Below are 23067 nucleotides of genomic sequence, written 5' to 3'. Positions count from 1 at the left end.
AATAAAAATAATTTTAAAAGGAATTAAAATGAACAAAAATAGCTTATTAACACTAGGGATAGGATTTATTGCGGGTGTAGGTTTAACGTGGAGCTACTTTAATTTATCTTCAAGTGACGCAAACCCCGCAAAGTTACAACATGCTGAGACAACAAAGCAGCAGGCATCTTTTGTTCAGCCAGTTAAAAGCAGTGAGGCAACAGCAAAGCGTGTTGTACCAGCTGCCCCTGAGCAAAGCGCTCGTATAGAGCAAAAAGATAATCCCTCTAGACCAGATCCACAACCGCTAGATGAGCTTCCTTTAGAAGAGCAAGTATCGCAGCTTAAACAGCAATTAGCAGCGCAAAAAGCCTTGATGAAAAACGCGGCGCAGCAGCTACGTGACCCCTCTGATGCACAAGCCGTTTTGCAAGCGCAATTTGAGGAGCAAATACGTAATGAAGAGTGGGCTTATCAAACAGAAGTAGCTTTACAAGATTTTTTACTTACCTCTGATCTAAGCTCTATCCCAGAGATTGTTAGTGCAGCGTGTAAAACCACCGTATGTAAATTTGAACTTGCTGCACCTACTGATAACGACTCGTTTGATCATACCCAATGGCGAGAGCTAAACGATAAGTTAATGAAGCAAGAGTTTTGGTTGCAATTTAAAAGAACAACCTCAACGTCAAGCGACACCGAACTAACCTTACTAATGGCCACAGAGCTTTAACTGAAAGAGCTTTACAACACCGTTGATTTTATAGCGCCATCGGCCAGCTCTGTAATTAGCACATCACCCGTTTTAATGTGATCTACCGATTTAACCACTTTGCCTTGTTGGGTTTTGGTTATGCTGTAACCGCGCGCTAAAACATTAAGTGGGCTTACCGAGTCAAGCCTACTCGCTTGCAGCGCTAAGCTATTTTGCGCGTGTTGCAACTTGTGCTGCATTGCTTGTTCAAGCCGAGTTTGTATCTGCATAAGCTGATGGCTGGCCTGCGATAACTTTTTATCAGGCGATTGACGCATTAAACGCGGGGTTAAATTATTAAGCGTGCGCTCTTGTTGGTAAAGGCGATTGCGCATGCCTTGTTGTAAGGCAATAGTTAGCTCATCTAATCGCTGCGCTTTTTGATTAAGTTGATTGCGCGGATGACACAAGTTAAGCCGATGCTGTAACTGTGTTGCTAGTGCGCGCTTATCGGCCATATCGTGTTTAAAGGCATTATTTAACCGGTTAATGAGCTCAATAACCTTACTATGTAGCTCTTGCGTGTTAGGGCTGACAAGCTCAGCGGCTGCTGAAGGCGTTGCTGCGCGTACATCGGCTACGTAGTCACTGATGGTTGTGTCTATTTCGTGGCCTACCGCACTGACTATGGGTAATTCACTTTGATAAATAGCACGCGCAAGCTGCTCATGGTTAAAGCACCATAAATCTTCTAACGAGCCACCGCCTCGCCCTACAATAAGTACGTCGACCTCATTGCGTGCATTGGCTAACTGTATTTGGTTAATTAAGTGCACATGGGCTTCTTTGCCTTGCACCATGGCTGGGTAAATAATGACTTCTAATTGCGGTGCGCGGCGTTTAAGTACGGTTAATATATCTTTTATAGCAGCGCCCGTTGCTGAGGTTATTACACCTACACGGTTTATATTTTGCGGCAGTGGTTTTTTATAGGCTGAACTAAACAAGCCCTCAGCGGCTAGGCGCATTTTTAATGCATCAAACTCTTGCTTAAGCTGGCCTTCACCGGCAGGTTCCATATGCTCAACAATAAGCTGATAATCACCGCGTGGTTCGTAAAGTGAAACACGGGCTCTTACTGTTACTTGTGCGCCGTTTTCAGGGCGGTAACTTTGAGAGCGGTTATTGCCGCGCCACATAGCCGCTTTAATTTGTGCTTTTTCATCTTTTAACGAAAAGTACCAGTGCCCAGAAGCAGGGGTAATAAAGTTAGAAATTTCGCCTGTTAAAATTAGCGATGCAAAGCCCTGCTCAAGAACTGTACGAATCTCTCTGTTAAGGCGTGATACGGTGTAAACCGTTTGCGAAGGCTTCGAAAACATAAAAAACAACCTAAAACTATTATGAGGCAAGTTATAAGGCAAGTTTATCATAAATATTTGCGAAATATTATTTACGAATGCCCACAACGCTGTTAAAATTTGGCCGCAATTCCTTATCTTAGATCCACATGTGAGAAGTTGCCAAAATGCTTAGAATCGCTAAAGAAGCTCTTACCTTTGATGACGTACTTTTAGTACCTGGTCATTCTACTGTTTTGCCACACACGGCAAATATTTCAACTCGCTTAACGCGTGGTATCAAACTTAACTTGCCGCTTATTTCAGCATCTATGGATACTGTTACAGAAGCTCGTTTAGCTATTGCCCTCGCGCAGGAAGGTGGTCTTGGTTTTATCCATAAAAACATGACCATTGAAGAACAAGCGAGAAACGTACGTAAAGTTAAAACCTACGAAGCAGGTATTGTGTCATTCCCTGTTACTGTGTCTGCCGATTTAACCATTGCAGATGCGACGCTTCTTTCGCAAGAAAAAGGGTTCTCGGGATTCCCGGTTACTGATAGCGAAAATAACCTACTAGGTATTGTTACTGGTCGTGATATGCGTTTTGAAACGAAGCTTGAACAGCCTGTTTCTAGCGTTATGACTAAAAAAGACAAACTGGTAACGGTTCAAGAAGGCGCATCGCGCGAAGAAATCTTAGGTTTAATGCACGAACACCGCATTGAAAAAATCTTAGTGGTTGATGATGCGTTTAAACTAAAAGGCATGATCACCGTAAAAGATTACCAAAAAGCGCAAGACAAACCACATGCATGTAAAGACGAGCTAGGTCGTTTACGTGTAGGTGCTGCAGTTGGTGTTGGCGCAGGTACTGATGAGCGAATTGCTGCATTAGTAGAGGCGGGTGTTGATGTTTTACTTATCGATACTTCACACGGCCACTCACAAGGTGTTATTGACCGTGTTTCTCAAACTCGTGAAACTTACCCAGATTTACAAATTATTGCCGGTAACGTTGCTACAGCCGAAGGCGCAATTGCCCTTGCTGATGCAGGTGTGGATGCGGTTAAAGTAGGTATTGGCCCAGGTTCTATTTGTACTACGCGTATTGTTACAGGTTGTGGTGTACCACAAATTACGGCTATTTCTGATGCGGTAGATGGCTTACAAGGGCGTGACATTCCAGTTATTGCTGATGGCGGTATTCGTTTTTCTGGCGATATTGTTAAAGCATTGGTTGCGGGTGCATCGTGTGTAATGGTGGGCTCAATGCTTGCTGGTACAGAAGAAGCGCCAGGCGAAGTTGAACTTTACCAAGGCCGTTACTACAAATCTTACCGTGGTATGGGCTCATTAGGTGCGATGGATCAAAAAGAAGGTTCGTCAGATCGTTACTTCCAAAAATCTAACCAAGCTGACAAATTAGTACCTGAAGGTATTGAAGGTCGCGTCGCTTATAAAGGTCCAATTGCAACGATTATTCATCAGCAAGTGGGTGGCCTTCGTAGCGCAATGGGATTAACGGGTTGTGCCACCATTGAAGAGCTAAATACTAAACCGCAGTTTGTACGTGTTACATCTGCAGGTATGGGTGAGTCGCACGTCCACGATGTGCAAATTACCAAAGAAGCGCCTAACTACCGCTTAGGTTAAACAACACGTTTAAATTACGGGGCTGGAATTACCAGCCCTCTTTTATAGCCACTAAGCAAATTAGTGGAATCTAGCATCTACTTTACGAGATCCTTCATGAGCAAAGATATTCACGATTCACGAATTCTAATTTTAGATTTTGGTTCGCAATACACTCAATTAATCGCGCGTCGTATCCGCGAAATTGGCGTTTACTGTGAGCTGTGGGCATGGGATGTAACCGAAGAGCAAATTCGCGAATTTAATCCACAAGGTATTATTTTATCTGGTGGCCCTGAGTCAACCACACTAGAGAACAGCCCGCGTGCACCTGAATACGTGTTTAACGCTGGCGTGCCAGTGCTGGGTATTTGTTACGGCATGCAAACCATGGCAGCTCAACTTGGCGGCAGTGTACACAGCTCAGATAAAAAAGAGTTTGGTTATGCACAAGTAGAAAAAGTGGGTAACTGTGCATTATTCGATGCAATTGAAGATCATATTACCGATGGCGGCAACGGCGTTTTAGACGTGTGGATGAGCCACGGCGACAAAGTAATGGAAGTGCCGGCAAGCTTTAGCACCACAGCTAAAACACCAACGTGTCCGCATGCTGCTATGTCTAACGAAGAAAAACGTTTTTACGGCGTACAATTTCACCCAGAAGTAACGCACACTCATCAAGGACAACGTTTATTAGAGCGTTTTGCAATTGATATTTGTGGTTGTGAAAAGCTATGGACACCTGCCAAAATTATTGATGATGCTATTGAGCGCATTAAAGAAACCGTTGGCGATGACGAAGTTATTTTAGGCTTATCAGGAGGTGTTGATTCATCTGTTGTAGCAATGCTTATTCACCGTGCAATTGGCGAAAACCTAACATGTGTATTTGTTGATAATGGCTTACTTCGTTTAAACGAAGGCCAGCAAGTTATGGACATGTTTGGCAATAAATTTGGCTTAAACATTGTTAAAGTAGACGCTGAGGAGCAGTTTTTAGCTGACCTTGCAGGCAAATCAGATCCAGAAGAAAAACGTAAAGCCATTGGCCATACGTTTATTAATGTATTTGATGAGCAAGCTAAAAAGCTTAAAAATGCGAAGTGGTTAGGTCAAGGGACTATTTACCCAGACGTAATAGAATCAGCCGCTTCAGCCACAGGTAAAGCACACGTAATTAAATCTCACCACAACGTGGGCGGCTTACCAGATGACATGAAAATGGGCTTAGTTGAGCCATTACGTGAATTATTTAAAGATGAAGTACGTAAAATTGGCTTAGAGCTTGGTTTACCGTACGACATGCTTTACCGCCACCCGTTCCCAGGGCCAGGTTTAGGTGTACGTGTACTTGGCGAAATTAAAAAAGAGTACTGTGATTTACTACGTCGTGCTGATGCTATCTTTATTGAAGAGCTACACAAAGCTGAGCTTTATCATAAAGTAAGCCAAGCGTTTACTGTATTCTTACCTGTTAAGTCGGTAGGGGTTATGGGCGATGCTCGTAAATATGATTGGGTTGTATCACTACGTTGTGTAGAAACTATCGACTTTATGACGGCGCGTTGGTCACATTTACCGTATGAGTTTTTAGGTGTGGTTTCTAACCGTATCATTAACGAAATTGACGGTATCTCACGTGTTGTTTACGATATTTCTGGTAAACCACCGGCCACTATTGAGTGGGAATAACACCCGTTTTTACTAATGGTTAATGCCTTTTAGATAGCAAACATAGTTTTGTTATCTAGATAATAAAAAGTCCGCTTACACGGACTTTTTTTATGCCTAAAAACCGTTAGCTCTTGCCCACTAAACTCATTAAGTGAAGTGGGCTAAGCGGGTTTATTTTGCAGGAACGGGCGTAGGTTGCTCGGTTTCTGTAAGTAGCCCTTTAACTAGGCTAATACAGCCTAAAATTAAAATAATAGTAAAGGGCAGGGCGGCAATAATAGTAATGTATTGCAATGCTTGGATTGAATCGGTGCCACCAATCCACAGCATTAACATAGCAATAATACTGGCAATAACGGCCCATACTAGCTTTTGCTTTATAGGTACTTCTAGTTTTCCGCCTGATGTAAGGCTATCTATTACAATAGAGCCGGAGTCGAGGGTGGTAACAAAAAAGATAATTATTAACGCCACAGCTAAAAGAGAAAGCAGCGTACCAAATGCATAAGCATCTAGCATATAAAACAAGCTAAGCGTTACATCTGTAATACCTTGGTTTGCGCCAAGTACACCAACTTCATTTATAATTTGATCAATCGCAACACCACCAAAAACCGACATCCAAGCAGTAGTTACAAGAGTAGGAATGAGTAATACATACACTAAAAATTCGCGTATGGTGCGCCCTTTTGAAATACGCGCCACAAACATACCAAAGCAAGGTGCGTATGCAACCCACCACGCCCAATAAAACACAGTCCAGCCATGTAACCACTGCGTATCTTCTCGGCCTGTGCTGTAGCTTAGAGGAATGATATTTTTAACATAACCTATTACTGCTGTGTAGGCAGAATCAAGTACCGTGGTAAAGTTTAAAATAAACACTAAACCCAGAAACACAAAGGCTATGCCCATATTTATATTGCTTAGGAGTTTAACGCCACCATCCATACCGCGCACAATAGAGAGGATAGCCAAGCTCATAATTAATAAAATAATGCCTTGTTGTAATAATAAAGAGCTTTTAAAGCCGAGCACGTGGCTAATACCACTGGCAGCTTGTGCCCCGCCTAAGCCTAACGACGTAGCAAGACCAAAAAGGGTTACTAATACCGCCATTACATCGATAACATCACCTAACTTGCCCCATACTCTATCTCCTAAAAGCGGATAAAATATTGAGCGCATAGAAAGCGGTAAGCCTTTGTTATAAACAAAATAGGCTAGGCATAAAGCGGTCATACCGTAAATTGCCCACGCGTGCAGACCCCAATGGAATACAGTTGCCCCTAAAGCCATTTCTCGGCCTTGCTCGGTAAAGGCTTCTGCATTGAGAGGCGTGCCAAACCAGTCGGTGTAAAAGGCGGTGGGCTCTGCCACACCCCAAAAAATAAGGCCTATACCCATGCCTGCAGCAAAGAGCATAGATACCCACGATAAGGTTGAATAGTCTGTAGTTGCTTTATCGCCGCCAAGGCGAATTTTACCCAGCGGTGAAGCGGCAATACCTACTGCAAACAGCAGTAATATATTGGCGCCCCACATAAATACGTAGTCAAAATTAGTTAGTGCGGCATTTTTTATTGAGTTAATCGCCTCTTTAGCTTCGTTAGGCGAGAGTGCAAGTAGAGTAATTATAAAAAGTAGAGATAGGCCAATAGAAACAGAAAATACATTAGTATGAATATCCATGCCCCATTTGCTAACGTTATCTTGTCCTACTTGGTAATCGGTTGAATCGATACTGTATTTTTTTGATTTAAACTTCATATAACACGGCGTGAACTACCAGCAACTGCCAATAGTAAAGCTCCTCCATATTTGCATTGTGAATGACCCGCGTAAGTAAGATACATGATGAAATATGCAATTAGGTGGTAATACCAATCGACTTAAATACTTAGTCTTTTTAGCGAGCTAAATAAAGCGCTAACAGCGTTATAAATTTCTCAGGTAGAGCAACTACATGTAAAAATTAATGCCTTGTAACCGCTCTATTTATCTGTCGCTATAAGCGACTAATAACTTAACACGATTGGTATAACGCGGATCCCCTAGACGCTAAATTGTATCATAAATGCTGCCAATGTTATTGACTTGTTTATGTATACAGCAACCCCACCAAGCTAAACCGCTATAAAAATAACTAACAGCAAGTGTAAATACATCATGCTAGCTAAAGTATTTAACACTTAAGAAGGAATTTACAGCATAGCGTTTGGGCTAAGCGTAGGTAAAAACAGTACCGCGGTTATTAAGCTCGCACGGTTTTAAAGCACACACTGCAGTTTTAATTACGCTAAGCTGAGCAGCATTTATTTTTTAAAGGTAAGTGCTGTTAAAGCTAAAGTGGCTTTACAGCGCTATTTAGCTTGCTAATTCAGCGTTTTGTATAATTAAAAGGCAGTTAAACTAAAAAGTTAATTTTTTACTTTACCTTTTCTAAAAGGTCTCTATAATTCGTCGACATTGCAGGGGCGTAGTTCCAATTGGTAGAACAGCGGTCTCCAAAACCGACGGTTGGGAGTTCGAATCTCTCCGCCCCTGCCATTTCTTCTTTACATCGTTTTTATTACTTCATATATTGTTCTAGTGTTTAATCTACTGAGTTGTTATGCATCCACGTTACGCAGCTATTTTTGGTATAGAAAACCTTGAACTAAATCAGCATTATCGTCCTAAAAATACTGAGACTACTTCAGCCGTTTCACAAAGCACTCCAGCTGAGCCTTTAGCGCTGAGCAAACAGTTATTAAGTGATATACGTTTAAGTGCACCTTCTTTAACAATTAATCATGTTTTAAAAGGGCCAGACATACAGTTAACCGACGATAAACTTACACTACCAACCTCACAGCTCAGTGCTTCTGATAAGCGCGCTTTATGGGCTTTAATGAGCACACACCTTGATAAACTTTAAACCTGTAAACGAAAGCGCAATAGCACAATTAATGGCTATTGAAACTGCCTGCCACTCTCACCCTTGGTCTCTTAAAACAATGAGCTCTTGCATGGGCGGCCGTTACTTTAATTTAGCGGCGTTTGATGAAAACACCCTAGTAGGTTTTTATATAGGTGAAAAGGCAGGGCCTGATTTTACCCTTATGGATATATGTGTAACGCCCAGTGAGCAAGGTAAAGGCATTGCAAGGCAGTTACTTAGCCAGTTTATTGAATATGGCGAGCAGCAAAATGCTGAAAATCTTTTTTTAGAAGTACGCGAATCAAACGCGCGTGCAATAACGCTTTACGAACATGCTGGCTTTACGCAAATGTCGGTACGTAAAAACTATTACCCAAGCGATGAGCCCTCTAAAAATGGCTATGAAGACGCCATACTAATGGGTATGGCGCTTAACTTAGGGTTTAGTTAAAGGGTTAAATTAAGCGCTAAATAAACGTTTAAAGTAAAATACGCGCTTTTAGGCGGTTTCTTTACTTTTAGCTATGGTTTGCTCAATAGCATTAATTAAATTTACAATTAATGTGGGGCGCTGCGCTTGGTCATTACTAAGCAGGTTTTCTTCTAGTAGCGCTGCACTGTGGTAAATATCGTCAAAATTAAAACAACCAGCACTGCCTTTTAAGCTATGAGCTACGCTTCGAAGTGCTTCTGCATCGTTACTGGCTTTTAAGCTGTTTACCTTTTGTAAGTAACTTGGCAGGTTAGCCACATAGTTATCGTTAATTTGTTGAAACTTTTCACTTTTTAGTAAACTATCCCACTTGTTCTGATTATCTTTTTCAAGATTTAAGTAACTAACTAGCACGTTTTCAAGCGCGTCTTTATCAATGGGTTTTGCCAGCGCTTTATCGCAACCTGCCTCAATGTATGTGTCTATATCATGGTTCATTACATTGGCAGTAAGCGCGATAATGGGCCCATCGTAGGCTGCATGACGTAGCATTTTAGTTGCCTCAAGGCCGCCCATTACAGGCATTTGCATATCCATAATAATTAGCTGGTAGTCGTTTACTAACGCCATTTCTACTGCTTGTGCACCATTGTTAGCCATATCTGGCTCTAGGCCCCAGGTTTGTAAAAGCAGTTTTATAAGTAGCTGGTTATCGGGGTTATCTTCGGCAACTAATATGTTGGCATCAAAACTAGAAGTGGCAAACGACAAGAAAGGGTCTTTTTCTGGAATAAGCTGTGCTTGCTCAGTTAAAAGCTCAAGTGACTGTTTAGGCTCGTTAATATGGCAATCAACGGTAATAGCAAAGCGACTGCCTATGCCAATTTCGCTTTTTAAAGTAACATCGCCACCCAATAATTGCGCTAAGTTTTTAGAAATACATAAACCTAATCCTGTGCCTCCAAAGCGGCGCGTGGTGGTGGCATCAGCTTGTTCAAAAGGTTTAAATATACGCTCTATTTGGTGCTCAGACATACCAATACCGGTGTCTTTAACCACAAATTCAAGCTGCTGCTTACTTTGCAAATAATGCACACAAATTGATACTTTGCCTTGCTCGGTAAACTTTACGGCATTGCTGGCTATGTTTATCAAAATTTGTTTTAAACGCGTCATATCACTATAAATAGTGCGCGGTAATGGCAGCTCGTAATGAATGCTAAACGCCAGTTGTTTTTCGTGCGCTAGCGGTTCAATAATTGATTCTATATCGTGAACCAGCTGCACTACATTAAGGGGTGCTTGCTCTACAGCGAGCTTTTCTGCTTCTATTTTAGATAAATCGAGTATGTTGTTTATTAGCTCTAATAAGTGTTTAGAGTTTCGTAAAATGGTATTTAAATGCTGTTTGTCGTTAACCACTTTATCGTTAATTAATAGCTGCTCGGTAAAGCCCATAATGGCCGTAAGTGGGGTGCGAATCTCGTGACTCATATTTGCTAAAAAACGGCTTTTAAGCTGGTTAGCTTGCTCTGCTTGAGCTATGGCAAGTTCAAGCTGGCTGTTCATCGCTTCGAGCGCTTTAGTACGGCTTTCTACTTTGTCTTCTAGGTGGTGCTTATATTCTTCTAGCTGCTCTTGGTAGTGTCTAATTTGGTTAATCATGTGATTAAAATCGTTAAACAACACGCCGACTTCATCATTTGTATGAGCAGGTAAATTTACCGATAAATCACCATCACCTACACGGTGGCTGGCGGCCCCTAAAAGCTCAATTGGGTTTAGCAGTAAATTGCGCACAACCACAAAAATAAGGATAGGCAGGGTGATCACCGAAATTATCACAATTAAGCCTGTGATTAAGCTAATTGCCTTACCCGATTGATAAAGCACGCCTTTTGGAATGGTTGATACAAAGTAATAACCGCCGCTCATTTGTACAGCAAATATCATTCTTTCTATTTTATCTATGCTCGAAAGCTCAATCGTCGAAAGGGTGCCTACATCGGCTAAATCGTGAACCTGCTCAAGCTCGTGCTCGGTAATATATTGCCCGCGTAAGCTGTAGTCTGAGCTAAATAAAATTTGCCCGTCGTTGGTTAGCAGTAAATTAAGGGTGTTGTTATAAGGCGCTTCTAAAATACTGGTGTTTAATATAGAGGGTTCAACTTGTAATACTATAAAGCCAAGTTGTTGTGGGCGTTTTAAATAGTAATCAACACTTTGTACGCGCTGTACAAAAAATAAGTTGGTGGTGCCGTCGTTGTTTTGCACCATAAATTGTTGTTGGCGTAAATTACTTTGCAGTACTTGTTTAAAAAATGGGTATGACTGCGGTGCGGTTGTTAAATTATTAGAATAATACGCGTCACTTTTACCACTGGCCGAGACTAAGTTAATACTAATTATATCTGGGTAGGCTTCGCTATAACTGGCAAAAACATCCATTAGCGCCCCTAAGCGGCGGGTATAGCTGCCATCAGCATGAATGTCGTTTGATAAAAAATCGTTTAAAACAGGCGAGGTAGACAGTAGTTTTGCAGTTGAATGAAACGAGTCTATGTAGTTGAAAACCTTTTGCTGTTGCTGCTCAACAAAGCGACTCATTATAAGATCAGCCTGCTTTTGTGTTGAGTTGGTTACGTTAGTTAATGTAAAACCACCTAAAAACAACAAGGGTAGTATAACAAGCGGGGTTATATACCATAATAATCGAATACTTAACTTACTGGTTTTCATGACCAAACTACTTATCCTCCGTGCAATCTAGCAATGATATGCGTTACGACTTTATTACACAAGAAGCGTAAGCTGATTTGGGTTAATTTAGCGTAAAAAAAGTGTGTATATAATTGGTTTAAATACGGCTAGTGAGCACCGAAAGCGAGATTATATTTTAAGGCGCTATATTTAGCTTTGTTTTAAATAAGTTAGCGGCTGCGCTGCTTGGTTTTTTAATTATATAGCTAACAGTGCAGTATCAATGCCTGTCATAAATTGAGCGCAAGGGGTAAACCCGTAGCGCTATTTTTATATTTATTAGTGGTTAGCACAATGCATTAAAATATGCGTTGTTAGGGCATTGGCATTAAGGGTAATTTAGCCACGATTAAAATTAATGCGTGGCTTTAAAATGCTATTTATTTAAAGTATTACACATTTAAAGATTAGTTCTTTTGAGTGTGAGCCGTACCGTAAGAGCGCACTAAAAAGTTTATTGCTACTTCTACCCAGCGGTCTATATCTTTTTTAAGCACTGGCTGATCGGGGTGAGTTAAGTACATTAAATGTAGCTCACTGCGCATTAAGGCAACAAATAGGTTAGTGGCTTCTTCAATGTTTAATTCTTCAAAATCAAGCTCTTTAGATTCCACTGCCGCTTTTAAATAATTAGAGACCTTGTCTTTTACCACCCGCGGGCCAGAGTTATAAAACATATGACCTAGGGCGGGTAAGCGGGGGGCTTCAGCAACAACAATTCGGTATAAAGCCATGGCCGACTCTGATAGAGCGATTTGTAAATAAGCATGCCCAAGGCGGCGTAAGTTTTCTGTTAAGTTGCCTGGCTTAAACGTTATATTATCGATTGATGCTGTAAATATTTCGCATTCACTTTTAATGACCGCTAAAAATAAAATTTCTTTATTTGCAAAGTGAGCGTAAACCGTCGATTTTGATACGCCTGCCTCACGTTGGATCATGTCGGTGGTTGCACCGTTAAAACCATGAATTAAAAATATTTTACGTGCAGCGTGTAATACCGTTCGTGCTTTTGCGCCAAGCTCTAATTCACTTGGAGGCAGAGTGTTTTGGGCATCAGTAAGCGTTTTTGTCATTACATTTCACCTTGACATAATGTTAAATTACGCCTAGCATATCAAACCGAGCGGTACAGTTCAATTTGAGCTTTAAGTTAAGGGTGTTTTTAGCAGCTGTTAACTATCGGTATTACCCTGTTTAAATGTATTTAAGGTGTGACTAGGCAGCAATTAGCGTGCTTAGCTTTTTTTTGCTTATCACTCGAACCGAGCGGTACAGTACATAAATAATTGCGTTATTAATTTAGGATTTAAAAATGGCTAATCAGTGTCTTAATAAAAGACTTTTTAATTATTCGCGGCATTCAGCTATTGCGCTTACATTAGCTGCGGCTTTGTCGGGTTGTGTAGTGGGTCCTAACTTTGAAGAGCCTAATACAAATATAAACAACGATGCTATAAAGCCAACTCCCGAATTTACTCAGCTACAAAGCGGTAATGCTGAATTGGCGTGGAATTGGTGGACAATTTTAAACGATCCTATTTTAACGGAGCTAGAGCGCAAAGCACAGCTAGGTAATCTTGACTTACAGCTAGCATCAAGCCGAATTGCCCAAAGCCGCGCGGCATTGGGTATTGCATCGGCAGACCGCTTACCCAGTGTATCTGCTGGGTTTGACTACAAGCGCGAAGGGCTGAGCGAAAATGGTAAGTTTGTTGCACTCGGTGCGCCCTCAGACCCTGATAACTTTTGGCAGCTTGGTTTTGATGCCAGCTGGGAACTTGATTTATGGGGCCGTAATAAACGTGTTGAAGAAGGGGCCGTCGCTATGCTGCAGGCCTCTTTGTATGCGCGTGAAGCCGCGCGTGTTAGCTTAGCTGGCGAGGTGGCTAAAACGTATTTTTTACTGCGCAGTGCGCAAACGCAGCTCAACATAACACACGAAAACAAAACCATTGCAGAGCGTGTGTTAAAGCTTGCACAAAGCCGCGAAAAAAACGGTGTAAGTACACGTTTTGAAACAATTAGTGCAAAAGCAGAGCTGGCAACAATTAATGCTGCGCTACCAGAGCAAACGCAGCGCCGTAATGTGTTAATGAACGCGCTTGCGTTGCTAGTAGGTGAAAAACCACGTGCCTTAAATACTTTGTTAGCCGAGCGTATTGCTGCGCCTGTTATGCCAAGCGAAATCCCTTCGGCTATTCCATCAGAGTTTGTGAAACGCCGCCCAGATATTTTACAAGCGCAAGCAAACTTACACAGCGCTGTTGCCGCTATTGGCGCGGCCGAAGCGAATTTTTACCCACGCATTACTTTAACGGGCTCATTAGGAGTTGAAGGGTATGCGCAAAGTGATTTATCAACCTGGGATTCACGTGTTTTTTCAGTTGGGCCAAATGTTTATTTGCCTATTTTTCAGGGTGGGCGCTTAAAGTCACAGCTTAAGCTTACTAAAGAGCGCGAGAAAAACGCGGCATTAACGTATCGTCAAACTGTACTAAAAGCGTGGCACGAAGTTGATAACGCAGTAGATGGATGGGCTGCGCAGCAAAATCACCATCACAAAGTTGAAATTGCCCACGACTTTAATAAGCAGGCTTTACAAACCGTTGAAAGAGCCTACCAGCAAGGTGCAGCCGACTACCTTAGTGTTTTAACGGCGCAACGTAATTTATTAGCAAGCCAAACTAAGTTAAATAACAGTGCAACCAATGCCTCGATTGCGGTTGTAAATTTGTATAAATCTCTCGGCGGTGGCTGGAACCCAGACGCGCTACCTGAAAGTGCGCTTGCGCCAATGTCAGCCAAGGCGGAGGGCGAGTAATGAATGCAGTCACGATTAATGTGCCTGTACAAAATGCAGCACCTGTTGCTAAGCCCGCAGGGCCATCAAAACAAGCACTGGCTGGGTTATTAGGCATTTTTATTGCCGCTATGATGGCGGGTTTAAATAACCGAGTAGGGGCACTTGGATTAGCAGATGTGAGGGGCGTAATAGGGGCTAGTTTAGACGATGCCTCTTGGCTTTCAAGCGCCTATACCGTTGGGGAGCTAATCGCTATGCCTTTTGCTTCTTGGTTCGCCATTACGTTATCGGTTAGACGCTTTCATATTTCTATGGTGACTATATGTGGTGTTATTGCGGCTATTTTGCCTTTTATTAATGATTTAAACTTATTAATTGCACTGCGTTTTGTGCAAGGGATAAGTAGTGGCGCACTCATACCTATATTAATGATGGCTGCACTTAAATTTTTACCCCCTAACATACGTTTACACGGTTTAGCGCTTTACGCCATGACCGCTACATTCGCTCCAAATTTAGCTATTTGGCTAAGCGGGCAGTGGGCTGATGTGTTATCGGACTGGCGCTGGATTTACTGGCAAGTTATTCCGCTTTGTATTATTGCAGGCTCACTAACTGCGTGGGGGCTCCCAAAAGAGGGCGTTAAATATGCGCGCTTTAAAGAAGGAAACTGGTTAGGCCTAGTATGCGGCGTATCGTCTTTGACGTTAATTGCCATCGCGCTTGATCAAGGTGTGCGTTTAGATTGGTTTAATTCATCGCTTATTAGTGTGTGTTTTTTTGGTGGGCTAATTTTATTTGGCTGTTACGTATTAACCGAGTGGCATCACAAAGCGCCATTTATGAGACCGCAGTTATTAGGCCGTCGCAATTTAGGTATTGGCTCTGTACTACTTACCATGTTGTTAGTGGTGTTGATGTCGGGCTCAATGTTGCCCTCAACCCATTTAGCCAATTTGCATAGCTATAGAGCACTACAGCTAGCGCCAGTAGGGTTATTAATTGCGCTACCACAACTTGTACTTGGCTCGGTAGTGGCACTGCTTTTATACAAAAAATGGGTAGACGCCCGCATTGTGATGTCAATTGGATTATTTTTAATTGCGCTGGCCTGTTTTAGCGGCGCACAAATTACGCCTTTATGGCATCGCGATCAATTTATCACAGCGCAGCTGTTGCAAGCATTTGGCCAGCCCATGGCAGTGGTCTCTATTTTATTTTTAATGACCAGTGTACTAGACCCAAGCGAAGGGCCGTTTTTTTCGGGAACCATAAACACATTACGTGTGTTTGGCTCGCTTATTGGCGGGGCTGTTGTGGGGCAGCTATTGACGGTGCGCAGTCATTTTCATAACGAAATGCTATTAGATCGCGCCTCTCTGGTCGGTAACTCATTGGCAAACACCATACCTAATGAGCAATTAGGTGGCGTTATTGCCCAGCAATCGTTAGTGATGTCGGTAGGTGATGCCTACTTGGTGCTAGGTGTGTTAGCACTTGTATTAATTCCGCTGGCGCTATGTATGAACTTTGTACCAGCCCCGAATCTTAGTAAATCTTAAATTTTAATTGTTGAGTAATATATTATGGCCTTACCAAAAGTAGTTAAATTAACCGTTGTAGCAACTATACTTGCCGTTGTTGCAGGCAGTATTATTTATCTTAATAAACCGGAGTCGCAAAGTGCAACTCAAACAACTGACGATGCCTACGTGCAAGCCGACTTTACCTTTGTGGCGCCTCAGGTATCTGGCACGGTAGATCAAGTACTCATTAAAGATAACCAGCGAGTACAAAAAGGCGATTTAATTGCCACCATAGATAATCGCGATTTTGTAGTGGCCCTAGATTCTGCTAAAGCCCAAGCTAATAGTGCTAAAGCAAGTGTAGCTAGCTTGCAAGCTAAGCTAACTTATCAAGATTCGCTGGTACAACAAGCGCAAGCTGCGGTAGAGGCCGATACTGCATCACTTAAATTAGCGCAGTTAAATTTAAAGCGTTATACCAACTTAGCAACCGATGGCTCAGGCACTGTGCAAGCACGAGAAGAAGCACAAGCAAAGCTGGCTATTCAAAAAGCAAACTTGCATAAAAACCAAGCAGGCCTTGCAGCAGCAAAGCAGCAGATTGAAATTTTACGTGCCGATATTGAAAAAGCCAAAGCCGTGCTTGTACAAGCTAAAGCTCGTGTAGTAGATGCCGAGCTTAAGTTATCGTATACCCAAATTACTGCGCCTATTGATGGCATAGTTGGCCAAAAATCGGTGCGTGTAGGGGCGTATGTAAACCCAGGCAGCCCGCTATTGGTTGTTGTACCCCTTGATAAAGTGTTTGTTAGTGCAAACTACCGTGAAACTCAACTAGCTAATGTAAAAGTAGGCCAAGAAGTTGAAATAAAAGTAGATGCACTACCAGGGCAAATTTTACGCGGCCATGTTGATAGCCTAAGCCCTGCCAGTGGCGTGAGCTACTCAGCCATTGGTGCTCATAACGCCACGGGAAACTTCACCAAAATTGTGCAGCGTTTACCGGTTAAAATTAGCTTAGATGCAAACCAGCCGGCGCTTAAGCAGCTACGAGTAGGTATGTCGGTGGTACCCAGTATTTCAATAACGCAGTAGCACATTGCGTTAATTACAGGGCCAGTAACCATGTTGCTGGCCCTTAAAATTAGTTACTCCTTCCTTTTGCATACAAAGCCAAGATATTTTTGAGTTAGATAGCACACTTTTATACCGACTCCTGTTACAATTGCCACTATTAAAAAATTAGCTATATGGCGTTAATTGTTGTCAATTTATTCACACTAAATTGCTCAAAGCCCAGTTAATAACGATCAACTTAACGGGTTGCCTTGCATACACTCAATGTTATGCATGTAACTTGGCATCAAACTAAAAGAACTTATTAATGGCAGACCAGAATATTATCAACGAAATTAGCAAGCGAAGGACTTTTGCAATCATATCGCACCCGGATGCTGGTAAAACCACCATCACCGAAAAAGTACTTTTGTTCGGACAAGCGATTCAAAAAGCCGGTACTGTAAAAGGCCGTGGCTCTAATCAGCATGCAAAGTCTGACTGGATGGAAATGGAAAAAGAGCGTGGTATATCGGTTACTACCTCTGTAATGCAGTTTCCGTATAACAATGCGCTGGTTAATTTACTTGATACCCCTGGACACGAAGACTTCTCAGAAGATACTTACCGTACATTGACCGCAGTAGATTCGTGTTTAATGGTTATTGATGCCGCAAAAGGTGTAGAAGAACGTACCCGTAAGCTAATGGAAGTTACGCGCCTACGTACCACGCCTATTGTTACCTTTATGAATAAGTGTGACCGTGATATTCGTGACCCAATGGAACTACTTGATGAAGTAGAAACAGAGCTAAATATTGCCTGTGCGCCTATTACTTGGCCAATTGGTTGTGGTAAAGAGTTTAAAGGTGTTTATCACATTCATAACGACGAAGCGGTTTTATACAAAACAGGCCAAGGTCATACTATTCAAGAAGTTCGCACTGTAAAAGGCCTAGATAACCCAGAGCTTGATACCGCCATTGGTGAAGAACTCGCTGAGCAATTACGTGAAGAGCTAGAGCTGGTAATTGGTGCCTCAAATGAGTTTGATCTTGAATTGTTTTTAGCGGGTGAGCTTTCGCCGGTGTACTTTGGTACAGCCCTTGGTAACTTTGGTGTAGACCATGTACTTGATGGTTTAACGCAATGGGCACCAACACCATTACCGCGCGAAACAGATGACCGCCAAGTAATCGCAACAGAAGAAAACTTTACCGGTTTTGTGTTTAAAATTCAGGCCAACATGGACCCTAAACACCGTGACCGCATTGCCTTTATGCGTATTGTGTCGGGCAAATACAGCCAAGGCATGAAAATGAACCACGTACGCCTTGGTAAGCAAATTAGTATTTCTGATGCGGTAACCTTTATGGCGGGCGATCGTGAGCGCGCAGCAGATGCATATGCGGGCGATATTATTGGTTTGCATAACCACGGTACCATTCAAATTGGTGATACCTTTACGCAAGGCGAAAAGCTTAAATTTAGCGGTATTCCTAACTTTGCGCCTGAGCTGTTTCGTCGTATTCGTTTGCGCGATCCGCTCAAACAAAAGCAATTATTAAAAGGCTTAGTACAACTTTCTGAAGAAGGTGCTGTACAGGTATTTAGACCGCTTACTAACAACGATTTAATTGTAGGCGCGGTGGGTGTACTACAGTTTGATGTGGTTGTAGCGCGCTTAAAAGCTGAGTACAACGTAGATGCAATTTACGAAGGCGTAAATGTAAATACGGCACGTTGGGTAAGCAGCGACGATGTTAAAAAGTTTGAAGAGTTTAAACGTAAGTGCGAAAGCAACTTAGCACTCGATGGTGGCGATAACTTAACTTACATAGCACCGAGCCGTGTAAACCTTAATTTATCGGTAGAGCGTTACCCAGAGGTAACCTTTAACCATACGCGCGAAAACTAGAATCGACTGACTAAAGTTAACTGAAAGCCTGCTATGGCGGGCTTACAAAGGTAAATAATATAATGAACATTCGTACTATTTTAGTAGAAAAAGCCATTGCCGCCATGACCGCAGCAGGCCTACCAGAAGACACAAACCCAGCTGTTACACAAAGCACACGCCCACAGTTTGGTGATTACCAAATTAATGGTGCAATGGGCGCCGCTAAAAAAATGAAAAGCAACCCACGTGAGCTTGCGCAAAAAATTATTGATAACCTAGATGTAACCGACATCGCTGAAAAAACAGAAATTGCCGGTCCAGGTTTTATTAATATTCATTTAAAGCCTGAGTTTTTAGCCAATAGTGTAAAAGCAGCAAACAACGATGCAAAACTGGCTGTAAACGAGCACGCAAACCCGCAAACTGTCGTGGTAGATTACTCATCACCTAACCTTGCAAAAGAAATGCACGTAGGCCATTTGCGTTCAACCATTATTGGCGATGCCATTGTACGTGCGCTTGAATTTAGAGGCGACAAAGTCATTCGTCAAAACCACATGGGCGATTGGGGCACACAATTTGGTATGCTAATTGCGCATTTAGAAGATCAAATTAGCCAAGGCGTAGACTTAGAGTCGGTAGCGCTTGCTGATTTAGAAACGTTTTACCGCGATGCTAAAAAGCGTTTTGACGATGAAGAAGGCTTTGCCGATAAAGCCCGTGACTATGTAGTTAAACTACAAGGCGGCGACGCGCACTGTGAAAAGCTATGGAAGCTATTTATAGCGACCTCTGTTAAGCACTCTGAAGAAGTTTACAAACGTCTAAACGTAACGCTTACCCAAGACGATATTATGGCTGAAAGTGCTTACAACAGTGAGCTTAACGATATTATTAGCCTATTAAAAGATAAAAACATAGCGGTAGAGTCGCAAGGCGCACAAGTTGTGTTTTTAGATGAACTTGCCAATAAAGATGGTGAGCCATCGGCGTTTATCGTGCAAAAATCTGGCGGCGGCTTTTTATATGCAACCACCGATTTAGCCGCGTGTAACTACCGCTCAAACACCTTAGGTGCTGAGCGTATTTTAATATTTGTTGATGCACGCCAAAGCCTTCACTTTAATCAGGTGGAGCTTACCGCACGTAAAGCAGGCCTTTTACGCGATGAAACAAGCTACGAGTTTTGCCCGTTTGGCACCATGATGGGCGCCGATGGTAAACCATTTAAAACCCGTACAGGTGGTACAGTAAAACTTGCTGATTTACTTGAAGAGTCGATTAGTCGTGCAGCAACAAAACTTGCTGAGCGTGAGTCTGATTTATCAGATCATGATCGCAGCGAAATTGCGCGTAAAGTAGGTATTGGCGCTGTTAAATACGCTGATCTTTCTAAGCATCGTACCAGTGATTACATATTCAACTGGGACACCATGTTAAGCTTTGAAGGCGCAACAGCACCTTACTTACAATATGCTTATACCCGTGTGCGCAGTATTTTCCGTAAATCAGGTGTCGACGCCGCTACGCTAAATGCAGATGTAGCCATAGCCGAGCCGCAAGAAAAAGCACTCGCACTTAAACTGCTACAGCTTGAAGAAGTCCTTGATTTAATGATCTCTGAGGCTACTCCGCACGTACTATGTAGCTACTTATACGAGCTAGCTAGCCTATACATGACATTCTATGAAGCCTGCCCAGTACTAAAAGAAGGCGTAGAGCCAAACGTACGTGACAGCCGTTTAGTGTTATGTAATTTAGTGGCAGATACACTAAAAACAGGATTGGATTTGTTAGGCATTGAAGTCATGGAGCAAATGTAATCACCGTCGTATTTTAACCTAATACTGCGTTATCCACCCCAACTTACCCTAATCACATACAAATCGTATGCTCATAGGGATAAGTAGGAGGTGGATGCCTTGTCTTAGGCTAAACTACATAGGTGAACCTTCTGCTGCGTGTAGTTCGCTTTGACTGCGTTGTCGTGCTTTTTTAGCCTAAGTCACATACAAACCGTATGCTCCTTGGCATAAAAAAGCACTTCGCCTTGTCAGCACCGTAGGTTGGGTTGAGTGAAACGAAACCCAACATTAACCAAGCACTAACCCAAAATATAAAATTGTTCTTATTACTGATTACTATTAATTGCCTGACCTTACTTACCCACATACGCTTTAATAAACAGAGAAGGATTTGTTTATGAAACTCGAAGACATCCGCCGTGAATACCTGCAAGACGCGCTAAGCGAAGATAACTTGCAAGATGATCCATTCAAACAATTTGAAACGTGGCTTGAGCATGCTGTGGGCAGTAATATCCCAGACCCAACGGCCATGGTTGTGGCAACGGTTGATGAAACCGGGCAACCTTCACAGCGTATTGTATTGCTAAAACATTTAGATGATAACGGGTTTGTATTTTTTACTAATACCGGCTCACGTAAAGCGCAAGAGCTAAAAGGCAATAACAAAATATCGCTGCATTTTCCGTGGCATCATATGGAGCGCCAAGTGATTGTATACGGCGAGGCAAAACCATTACCGACGGCTGCAGTCGCTAAATATTTTTTATCGCGCCCTAAAGAAAGCCAATTAGCAGCATGGGCCTCAGCGCAAAGCAGGCCGGTCTCATCGCGCAAAGTGCTTATGGAAACCTTTGCTAATATGAAGAGTAAATTTGCTAATGGTGAAATTCCACTTCCTGACTTTTGGGGCGGTTACTGCGTAATCCCTTCTAAAATTGAGTTTTGGCAAGGTGGCGCACATCGTTTACACGACCGCTTTATCTATCAGCGCCAAACCGATAATAGCTGGCAAATAACGCGTTTAAACCCTTAACCGGTTTACGCTGTGAAGTTTATAGACTCCCACTGCCACCTCGATTTTACTGAGTTTGACGCAAACCGCGAAGCACTCATAAAAGAGTGTATGGCTAAAGGTGTTGAGCGCTTTGTTGTGCCAGGTATTAGCTTGGCGCAATCTCAGCAGCTAATTGAATTTAAAGCTAAATACCCACAAGTACATATTGCCGCAGGGCTTCACCCTTACTTTTTAAATGAGCATAAAGATGCTCACTTAGCGCAGTTATTCGATTTTGCAAAAACCAATAAAAAACAGCTGGTGGCAATAGGGGAGTGCGGGCTTGATAGAAGTATTGATGACCTTGAAAAACAAACCAGCCTATTTGAGCAACATATTACCCTTGCTAACGAGCTCAAGCTGCCGCTTATTGTGCATCACAGGCAAAGCCATGATTTAATTGCGCATGCGTTTAAGCGCTGCAAGCCAAAATATGGCGGGGTGATACATGCATACTCAGGCTCCATGCAACAAGCACAGTATTATATTAAACAGGGCTTTAAATTAGGTGTAGGTGGCGTTATTACTTATGAACGAGCAGCTAAAACCCGTGATGTAATTGCTCAAATAGAACCGCAGCATTTAGTGCTTGAGACGGACGCACCCTCAATGCCATTAAGTGGCCATCAGGGAGAAATTAACACCCCTGCGCATATTCCTACTGTATTTGAAGTTTTATGCAGCTTAAAGCCAAATAGTAATAAAGCCGAACTTGCTCAGCAGCTTTACGATTCTTGCTCTGAGGTTTTTTGCATATAGCGATTTACCTGCCAACGTTTTAGGCCTCGCCCTAGCTGCCATGTAAAAATACAGGCTATTACTAGCATTAATAAAACTTGCCTGCCTAAATCATGAAAATGATTGTGGCTGTCAGATATTGCCGCGCGGGTTAAATAAGTAATAGATACAAAGCCTAAAGGCTTATCTATGTCGCTTACAACAGGCTCAACAAATGGGGTTTTTAGTTTACTAATCCCTGGGGTAGACTCTGGCAATTGGCCAAATATGTGGTGCGATTGCCAGTGATCGCTGCTGGCTATAAGTACGCCTTGCTGATCGTAAATTGTGGCTGAAAGTACAAACTCGTCTTTGCTTATATCATTACACAAAGCTCTAAGCTGTGGCTTATTTTTAGCAAGCAATGGCTCTTTAGCATTAAGTGCCATAAATGAGGTTAAGCTTTTGGCAGTATTATCGGCACTATTATAAAGTAGTTGGTGGCTTTCAAAGCTACTGTTAACACCTACAAAACTCAGTAATACAAAACAGCCCGCAGCCAATAACAAGCGAACGATTCGCTTTCTTTGTGATGCAGACAAAGGGCTTTTTATATGGTTATTTTTCATAGTCACCGTATATGCTACTGACAGCATTTTGATTTGATGTTACAACTACGCTAACTATAACCTTAAATCTACCCCGATGGCGAATTTAGCGTTATGAATACCCTAATTGATACGCCAAATTAGAAAAA

General features: G+C 42.3%; 17 protein-coding genes and 1 tRNA gene. 13 read left to right on the top strand and 5 right to left on the bottom strand.

The features are described 5' to 3' along the window. Positions 1–28 precede the first annotated feature (28 nt). The gene (locus tag OIZ54_RS06660; RefSeq protein ID WP_264390019.1) at positions 29–712 is read left to right on the top strand and encodes a hypothetical protein; all 684 of its coding nucleotides are present in this window, start codon (positions 29–31) and stop codon (positions 710–712) included. Positions 713–723: 11 nt separating this feature from the next. Here the strand turns inward: OIZ54_RS06660 and xseA are convergent, their stop codons facing one another. Beyond that, the gene (gene xseA / locus OIZ54_RS06655) at positions 724–2055 is read right to left on the bottom strand and encodes an exodeoxyribonuclease VII large subunit (RefSeq protein ID WP_064385295.1); all 1332 of its coding nucleotides are present in this window, start codon (positions 2053–2055) and stop codon (positions 724–726) included. A gap of 146 nt (positions 2056–2201) precedes the next feature. Here xseA and guaB point away from each other — a divergent pair, with 146 nt between their 5' ends. Together guaB and guaA are read left to right on the top strand one after the other, a co-directional pair. Further along, positions 2202–3671 carry an IMP dehydrogenase gene (gene guaB / locus OIZ54_RS06650; protein ID WP_004586134.1) on the top strand — a complete coding sequence of 490 codons (1470 nt, stop codon included), beginning with the start codon at positions 2202–2204 and terminating at the stop codon, positions 3669–3671. Between the two features lie 96 nt (positions 3672–3767). Next, positions 3768–5345, top strand: a complete 1578-nt coding sequence (gene guaA / locus OIZ54_RS06645) for a glutamine-hydrolyzing GMP synthase (protein WP_024033152.1) — start codon at positions 3768–3770, stop codon at positions 5343–5345. Between the two features lie 153 nt (positions 5346–5498). On the opposite strand, the gene OIZ54_RS06640 is transcribed toward guaA, so the two are convergent. Continuing rightward, the gene (locus tag OIZ54_RS06640) at positions 5499–7097 is read right to left on the bottom strand and encodes a BCCT family transporter (protein WP_055252828.1); all 1599 of its coding nucleotides are present in this window, start codon (positions 7095–7097) and stop codon (positions 5499–5501) included. Between the two features lie 703 nt (positions 7098–7800). On the opposite strand from OIZ54_RS06640, the gene OIZ54_RS06635 reads away from it, so the two are divergent. The 3 genes from OIZ54_RS06635 to rimI all read left to right on the top strand — a co-directional run bounded on the left by OIZ54_RS06635 (position 7801) and on the right by rimI (position 8701). Further along, a tRNA-Trp gene (locus OIZ54_RS06635) sits at positions 7801–7877 on the top strand. A gap of 64 nt (positions 7878–7941) precedes the next feature. Beyond that, positions 7942–8247, top strand: coding sequence for a hypothetical protein (locus tag OIZ54_RS06630; protein WP_064385293.1), 306 nt, complete (start codon positions 7942–7944; stop codon positions 8245–8247). Next, positions 8234–8701 carry a ribosomal protein S18-alanine N-acetyltransferase gene (gene rimI / locus OIZ54_RS06625; protein ID WP_029772791.1) on the top strand — a complete coding sequence of 156 codons (468 nt, stop codon included), beginning with the start codon at positions 8234–8236 and terminating at the stop codon, positions 8699–8701. The genes OIZ54_RS06630 and rimI overlap by 14 nt, the downstream gene beginning before the upstream one ends. A gap of 48 nt (positions 8702–8749) precedes the next feature. On the opposite strand, the gene OIZ54_RS06620 is transcribed toward rimI, so the two are convergent. Both OIZ54_RS06620 and OIZ54_RS06615 read right to left on the bottom strand, forming a co-directional pair. Continuing rightward, positions 8750–11422 (bottom strand): ATP-binding protein, encoded by a 2673-nt coding sequence (locus OIZ54_RS06620; RefSeq protein ID WP_096041250.1) that lies wholly within the window; start codon positions 11420–11422, stop codon positions 8750–8752. Positions 11423–11850: 428 nt separating this feature from the next. Then, the gene (locus OIZ54_RS06615) at positions 11851–12519 is read right to left on the bottom strand and encodes a TetR/AcrR family transcriptional regulator (protein WP_064385289.1); all 669 of its coding nucleotides are present in this window, start codon (positions 12517–12519) and stop codon (positions 11851–11853) included. Between the two features lie 239 nt (positions 12520–12758). Between OIZ54_RS06615 and OIZ54_RS06610 the strand changes: the two genes are divergently transcribed. From OIZ54_RS06610 to OIZ54_RS06580, 7 genes are all read left to right on the top strand, one after another. Further along, positions 12759–14267, top strand: a complete 1509-nt coding sequence (locus OIZ54_RS06610; protein ID WP_264390018.1) for an efflux transporter outer membrane subunit — start codon at positions 12759–12761, stop codon at positions 14265–14267. Further along, entirely contained in the window at positions 14267–15811 is a 1545-nt protein-coding gene (locus OIZ54_RS06605; RefSeq protein WP_264390017.1) for an MFS transporter, read from the top strand. Before OIZ54_RS06610 ends, OIZ54_RS06605 begins: the two co-directional genes overlap by 1 nt. 24 nt (positions 15812–15835) lie before the next feature. Continuing rightward, on the top strand, positions 15836–16870 hold the full coding sequence (locus OIZ54_RS06600) for an HlyD family secretion protein (RefSeq protein ID WP_064385284.1): 1035 nt from the start codon (positions 15836–15838) through the stop codon (positions 16868–16870). Positions 16871–17159: 289 nt separating this feature from the next. Then, on the top strand, positions 17160–18749 hold the full coding sequence (prfC, locus tag OIZ54_RS06595) for a peptide chain release factor 3 (protein WP_004586154.1): 1590 nt from the start codon (positions 17160–17162) through the stop codon (positions 18747–18749). Positions 18750–18811: 62 nt separating this feature from the next. Then, positions 18812–20554, top strand: coding sequence for an arginine--tRNA ligase (argS, locus tag OIZ54_RS06590; protein WP_264390016.1), 1743 nt, complete (start codon positions 18812–18814; stop codon positions 20552–20554). Positions 20555–20933: 379 nt separating this feature from the next. Next, entirely contained in the window at positions 20934–21572 is a 639-nt protein-coding gene (pdxH, locus tag OIZ54_RS06585; protein WP_248530642.1) for a pyridoxamine 5'-phosphate oxidase, read from the top strand. A 12-nt stretch (positions 21573–21584) separates the two neighbouring features. Then, positions 21585–22352, top strand: coding sequence for a TatD family hydrolase (locus tag OIZ54_RS06580; RefSeq protein ID WP_248530643.1), 768 nt, complete (start codon positions 21585–21587; stop codon positions 22350–22352). Here the strand turns inward: OIZ54_RS06580 and OIZ54_RS06575 are convergent. Then, positions 22319–22939, bottom strand: a complete 621-nt coding sequence (locus OIZ54_RS06575) for an AhpA/YtjB family protein (RefSeq protein ID WP_004586158.1) — start codon at positions 22937–22939, stop codon at positions 22319–22321. The two genes, OIZ54_RS06580 and OIZ54_RS06575, sit on opposite strands and share 34 nt — an antisense overlap. Between the last annotated feature and the right edge of the window lie 128 nt (positions 22940–23067).

Source organism: Pseudoalteromonas sp. A3 (genome assembly GCF_025942345.1).
GTDB lineage: Bacteria > Pseudomonadota > Gammaproteobacteria > Enterobacterales > Alteromonadaceae > Pseudoalteromonas > Pseudoalteromonas atlantica.
The sequence above is the reverse complement of the archived record's forward strand: the minus strand, read 5'-3'. Positions and strand labels throughout refer to the sequence as shown.